4 protein-coding genes and 1 pseudogene are annotated in these 5,130 nt (G+C 55.6%); 3 read left to right on the top strand and 2 right to left on the bottom strand.

The features are described 5' to 3' along the window. Positions 1–49 precede the first annotated feature (49 nt). The gene (locus KP010_RS22235; protein ID WP_253203992.1) at positions 50–2,089 is read right to left on the bottom strand and encodes an acyltransferase family protein; all 2,040 of its coding nucleotides are present in this window, start codon (positions 2,087–2,089) and stop codon (positions 50–52) included. Further along, the gene (locus tag KP010_RS22230; RefSeq protein ID WP_185966522.1) at positions 2,076–2,888 is read right to left on the bottom strand and encodes an FkbM family methyltransferase; all 813 of its coding nucleotides are present in this window, start codon (positions 2,886–2,888) and stop codon (positions 2,076–2,078) included. Before KP010_RS22230 ends, KP010_RS22235 begins: the two co-directional genes overlap by 14 nt. 562 nt (positions 2,889–3,450) lie before the next feature. On the opposite strand from KP010_RS22230, the gene KP010_RS22225 reads away from it, so the two are divergent. The 3 genes and pseudogenes from KP010_RS22225 (at position 3,451) to KP010_RS22215 (ending at position 4,811) form a co-directional block, all read left to right on the top strand. Further along, positions 3,451–3,909 carry a tyrosine-type recombinase/integrase gene (locus KP010_RS22225; RefSeq protein WP_246659891.1) on the top strand — a complete coding sequence of 153 codons (459 nt, stop codon included), beginning with the start codon at positions 3,451–3,453 and terminating at the stop codon, positions 3,907–3,909. Positions 3,910–4,023: 114 nt separating this feature from the next. Further along, a pseudogene (locus tag KP010_RS22220) lies at positions 4,024–4,179 on the top strand (transposase domain-containing protein); the annotation flags it as partial. Next, complete coding sequence (locus KP010_RS22215; protein ID WP_246659890.1) at positions 4,176–4,811, top strand: UPF0149 family protein; 636 nt, start codon at positions 4,176–4,178, stop codon at positions 4,809–4,811. The pseudogene KP010_RS22220 and the gene KP010_RS22215, both read left to right, overlap by 4 nt. Positions 4,812–5,130 lie beyond the last annotated feature (319 nt).

Below are 5,130 nucleotides of genomic sequence, written 5' to 3'. Positions count from 1 at the left end.
GCGATGACCGGCTTTGGGCCGAAAAAGCCCCTTGTCCATAACGGATACTCTAGCGTTTGGCGAAATCGGCGAGACTCGGGTGATCTCGCGCAATGACCTGTCCGATATATTTCGAACCACTTATATTCAAGTGATGGGAGTCCCGGAATAACAGGACGCCGTCCCGCGCCATGCGGCACTCGGTTTCGTCGCAGAGCTCGCCTGCGATCGAAATGATTTCGACCGCTCTTGTTTTGCTTGCAACGGATCGCAAGACCGAGCGAAACACCCGAAGCTGTCTATTCGTCGGCTCTGCATTTTGTGAGCAATTGTTCGTCTGGCCCAATCTTCCGGCGTATTTGCATTTGTATGGGTCGAATGAGAAATTCGGAACGTCGTCGGTCACGTAAACTCGCTTGCCCATAGCGGCGAGATATCTCACGGTGTCGATCAGGTCGGATTCGAGCTTTTCAGAATCATGGTACCGGGCGGCGAGCTTCACATTCCAATGGGCCGCCAAGATTACAGCGGAGATATTCTCGTTGTTCGCGACATAAGAAAATATGTGCTCGAATTCCTTGTCATTGGCGAAGGGTATGCCGCCTTGTCCATATACCACCAAATTGACGTTGGGGAGCGCTTCGGCCAAGCCGGAAAACAAATGCTCTGCGTGGCTGTCTCCGATGAGGGCGATTTGCTTTTCCGACGTCGGGGCCGATTGGAAACATCTCGGTATCCCGCGCCAGACGTCCGATTCTCGTTGTAGCTCGAGCGGAGTGCAAGGAAAGAAATTGTCTCGCAAATACTGGAAAAAGCGCTCATTGCCGGTATCGCCTGCGTTGACCGCCTTCGGCGTCTCGATCAAAGGAAGCCGGAAGTCGTCTTTTGTGTAGGCGCTCCACCCGACCCAACCCACAAAGACCATCGAACTCAGCAATATCGCGATCGTACGACGGCTGGCGACGGCCCGGCGTATGGGCATTTCGACGTATCGATAGGTGAGCCAGGCGAGCAAGATCGAAACGAGAACCGTCAAGAGACGAAGCTGTTGTGACACCTCGCCGCTATGGAAAATGCGGGAAAACGAAAGTAACGGCCAGTGCCAGAGATAGAGCGGGAAACTGATCAGGCCGAACCATACCAATATAGGGCTAGATAAGATAGTCCTATTCGGCCATGCGTTCGAGCCGGCGGCAATGATCAGAGCGGCGCCGACCGTCGGCGCAAGGGCCCGCCAACCGGGGAATCGCTGATCCTTGTCGATCAACAGAACCGCCGAGAGGATCAACAACCCACCTCCGCAAGACAGAACGTTGCCTGCTAACGCCCCTTTTTTGGGGAGACAGGCCCCGACGCTGGATGCATATGACGCCAGCGCAGAACCGATCAGCAGCTCCCAGAAGCGTGCGTGTGGAGTATAAAATGCCGCTGACGCATCTTTGTTCACATAGTAAATATTGAACAGGAACGATACAATAATAATACACGTTATCACAATATGTGTATTTCTGCTTTTAGGTCTCGCATATAAAAGAGTTGCAGGCCACAGTATATAAAACTGCTCTTCTATTCCTAGCGACCACAAATGTAAAAGCGGTTTCGTTTCCGAATCGTTGTCAAAATAACCGCTTTCACTCCACAATATAAAATTGCTTGCGAACGCGGCACCGCCCGCGACGTGCTTGCCTAGCTGCACGTACTCGTCCGATATAAGCGCAAATTGCGCAATCAGGAGACATAAAAATAGAACAAGCAACACAGCTGGAAATATTCTCTTTATTCGTCGACTGTAAAATACAAATATGCTGAAGCTATTTTTTGAAATATCAGATAGTATAATTGAAGTAATAAGAAATCCAGAGATAACAAAAAATATGTCTACTCCAATAAACCCTCCATGTATCCGTCCCGGCGCTGCGTGAAAGGCAACGACTAAAATGACGGCCAGTGCTCGAAGGCCGTCGATATCGGACCTATAATTTTCACCTCTCGAATAGACCGGCCCCCTCTTGAGAGCTATTGCCCTCGATGAGCTACTATTAGCTAAGTAAAATGAAGATTCTTCGATTGAAGAAACGTCCGACAACGGCGGCTGTCTAATATGTCGCATGCGTGTCATACCAGCCCGTGCCCGCTGAAAATAACCTCGCCAGGACTCGTCGCACCATCCCGTTCTTTACATTACGAAATACTCCAATATGCGCTCCGACGAAACCCATATTCCAATAGATCCACCGGTATGATAGGACGACTTTATCGTAATCGATCCATCGTCCGGGCAATTCTTTGCCGAAGAGCCCACTCGTTCCCGCGCCGAATTCGAAATCGAGATAGTTTCCTTCAAGCGAGGGCCGTGGACAAACCTGCTTGTAGACATTGTTCTGGAGGACAATTTGGAACTTGCTGTAGCCGAGGCGCTTGAGCAGATCCAATTGATGCATCGTGGCGGCGGCCGATGTTCCGCTAGCCTCGACGGAAATATATTTTGGCTTTTCATTGCGGCCGACGAGGGCTTGCAGGCATAAATAGTCATATCCTTCGATGTCGACCTTCATGTAATAGGGCGTGCCATGTTCATCGAAGACGTCTTCCATTCTCGTCGAAGGGACTTGTATTTTATAGCTCGTGGCACCGAGAGCTCCATAACGCTCCATGAGGTCCGCATCGGCGGTTCCCCATAAGGATTTTTTCTCGTTCACGAAAAAATCGACCGTTCCAGGAGCCTCGCTGATCGCTCGATTGACGATCGTCAATCGCTTTTCAGCGAGCTCGGTGGAAAAGCGTTCTTCGCAATGCCGACAGAGTGATGGATTGGCTTCAATCCCGACGACGTCGAATCCTTTGCGGAGATAGAAGTCCGTATCCGCTCCCGAATGCAGCCCTACGTCATAAATGAGATTTTCCTGCATGTGAGGACGTTCCATATGTTTTCGGTGATCGAATTTTGTCTGAAACGGCATTCGTTCGACGTCTGAAAGGAAGCGGAGCGCGAGCCGCCGAACGTTCGATGCGTTCGAGCTCCCTCATGCTACCGCCGTTCAGGTGAAGTCTCCGCCTCCCTGTCGTCAGCCGTCGAAGTGCGCCGGCCGTCAGAGGCCGCGGTCCGCTTTTTGTGTAGAAGCGCGATCGTGACGGCGTTGCGTCGCACGCCGTGACATGGAGAATAATCATTCGCGGCGGCCGGCGTCGTATCGCTGCCTATCAAATGCGGCGGCGGTCGGCCGGCGGGTCACTGTCGAAACTCGCGATTGCCGTGGCCTCACAGCACGATACGAAATATGCCGTCGCCGATTTTGTGACAATATGTCCAATGCGGACTTCGACAGGCCGATGCAAAAATCTTCCCCCTCGTCATCTCGTCGAACGGATTTTAACCATTACCAGAAACAGGAGCAACCGAAGGTGCAGGCGGAGATGGGTGCGGATAATACGCACGTATTATGAGTCGTTCCGACGGCGCGCGGCGCACACGTGCGATGCGTAGGCAAAGGGCGGAAGGAGAGGACCACACCGCTGACCACACTCGCGCGGCGCGCGCTTCAGGCATGGCTCAAGGAACCGACCCGGAAAGGAGCGACAGCATTGTTCCCCAACATGCATGGCGGCCGGCTCAGCGCCGACAGCGTTCAGTCGTTGCTGAAAAAACATGTTCGTGTCGCCGGCGAAACTTGCCCTTCTTTGAAGGCCAAGAAGGTGTCGCCGCACGTGCTGAGGCACAGCGCCGCGATGGAACTGCTGCAAGCCGGCGTCGACTCTTCCGTGATCGCGCTGTGGCTCGGCCATGAATCAGTTGAGACGACGCAGGCCTACCTGCACGCCCATCTCGCGCTTAAAGAAGCAGCTCTGGCGAAACTCAAACCATACGAGCGCGGCAAGCCAACCCGATTCCAGCCGAACGACAGCCTGCTCGCCTTCCTGGAGGCGCTTTGAGCTGACAAACTATGCCGAATGGGACCGAGGCATCCGTTCATTCGATGGCCGATATCGCCGTCAAGATGACGCGCCGTACCGGACTCGCTCGGCATAGTTCAGCGCGCGGCATAAACGGCGAAACTGAACGGCGTCGATCCGCAAACCTATCTGGCGGATGTTCTCGAGCGTCTCGTCTCCGGCCGCACCAAGATCAATCGGCTGAGCGAGCTGCTCGTGTGGAACAGGAAGGCCGCGTGCACGGCCGAAGCCGGCGCGGCTGCGGCATGAGCCGACGCGCTCGCAAGCCCACGATGAATGCGAAGGCGACGGCCGACTACGCCATGTCGACCAAAAGGCTCGACCATTGGCTGCGTGATCGCGCCATCGCGGCGTCGGCCGATTCGACGCCGATCGAGCGCTCGGCGGCGAGCTCGCTGTCGATGCTCGACGGCTTCGTCACGGCGATCGTGGTCGGCCCCGTCTCGCTGTCGCCGCCCGAATGGATCTGCTCCTTGCTCGGCGTCACGCCCGACGCTTTCAACCACAATGATGAGTTCGCCGCGATCGCCACCACGGCGATACGCTTCAATCTCATCGGCGAGGCGCTGGTCCAGGCGCATGGTCGATACGAGCCGCCGTTGACGCATGCCGATGGCGTCGTCGACGCGCGCCCTTGGTGTGAAGGATTCTACGCCGCGATGAAGCTGCGGCTGCTCGCATGGTCGCTGTTGATGGCACAGCACTCGATCGAGCACGGGCTATTGCTCCCGATCCTGTTCTATTGCCGCGACGACAAAGGTCGGCCGCTCCTCCTCTCCACCACGCCGGCGCTCGCACATGAAGCGTGGCGCGACATCCGCGCCGTCGTCCCCGCGCTCCGCCACTTTTGGAAACCGAGCCGGTATCCGCGTGGCGCGTAGCGGAACTCCCGAGTGGGGGCGTCGTGCCGCTTACAATTCGCTGGCGATGGCGTCATGCCGTTCTGCCGGCCAAGCCGCATACGCTGACACTGAGGGTGAATGCGCGGCGGATCGATCACGATTGGCGCAGAACGAGTCGTCGTTTCAGCGAATCGCGCCTATTGGCCCGCGTCATTGCTTTTGACGGTTAGTTCTGAATCACTGCGGCTGCGGAACAGCGCTGGAGATGATTCGTGGCCGGGAAAGAGATCGCCGTCAAGAAACACGTGGTGCGGCTGAGCGCGGAGGAACGCGCGAAGCTCACGGACTTTATCGGCTC

It is taken from the genome of Methylosinus sp. KRF6, assembly GCF_018887255.1.
Classification (GTDB): Bacteria; Pseudomonadota; Alphaproteobacteria; order Rhizobiales; family Beijerinckiaceae; genus Methylosinus; species Methylosinus sporium.
This window is presented reverse-complemented; position numbering and strand designations above follow the sequence as displayed.

Bases quoted from the DNA above. Each gene is read 5' to 3' on its own strand.
- KP010_RS22235 (WP_253203992.1), bottom strand. From the start codon at position 2,089: ATGCGACATATTAGACAGCCGCCGTTGTCGGACGTTTCTTCAATCGAA.
- KP010_RS22230 (WP_185966522.1), bottom strand. From the start codon at position 2,888: ATGCAGGAAAATCTCATTTATGACGTAGGGCTGCATTCGGGAGCGGAT.
- KP010_RS22215 (WP_246659890.1), top strand. From the start codon at position 4,176: ATGAGCCGACGCGCTCGCAAGCCCACGATGAATGCGAAGGCGACGGCC.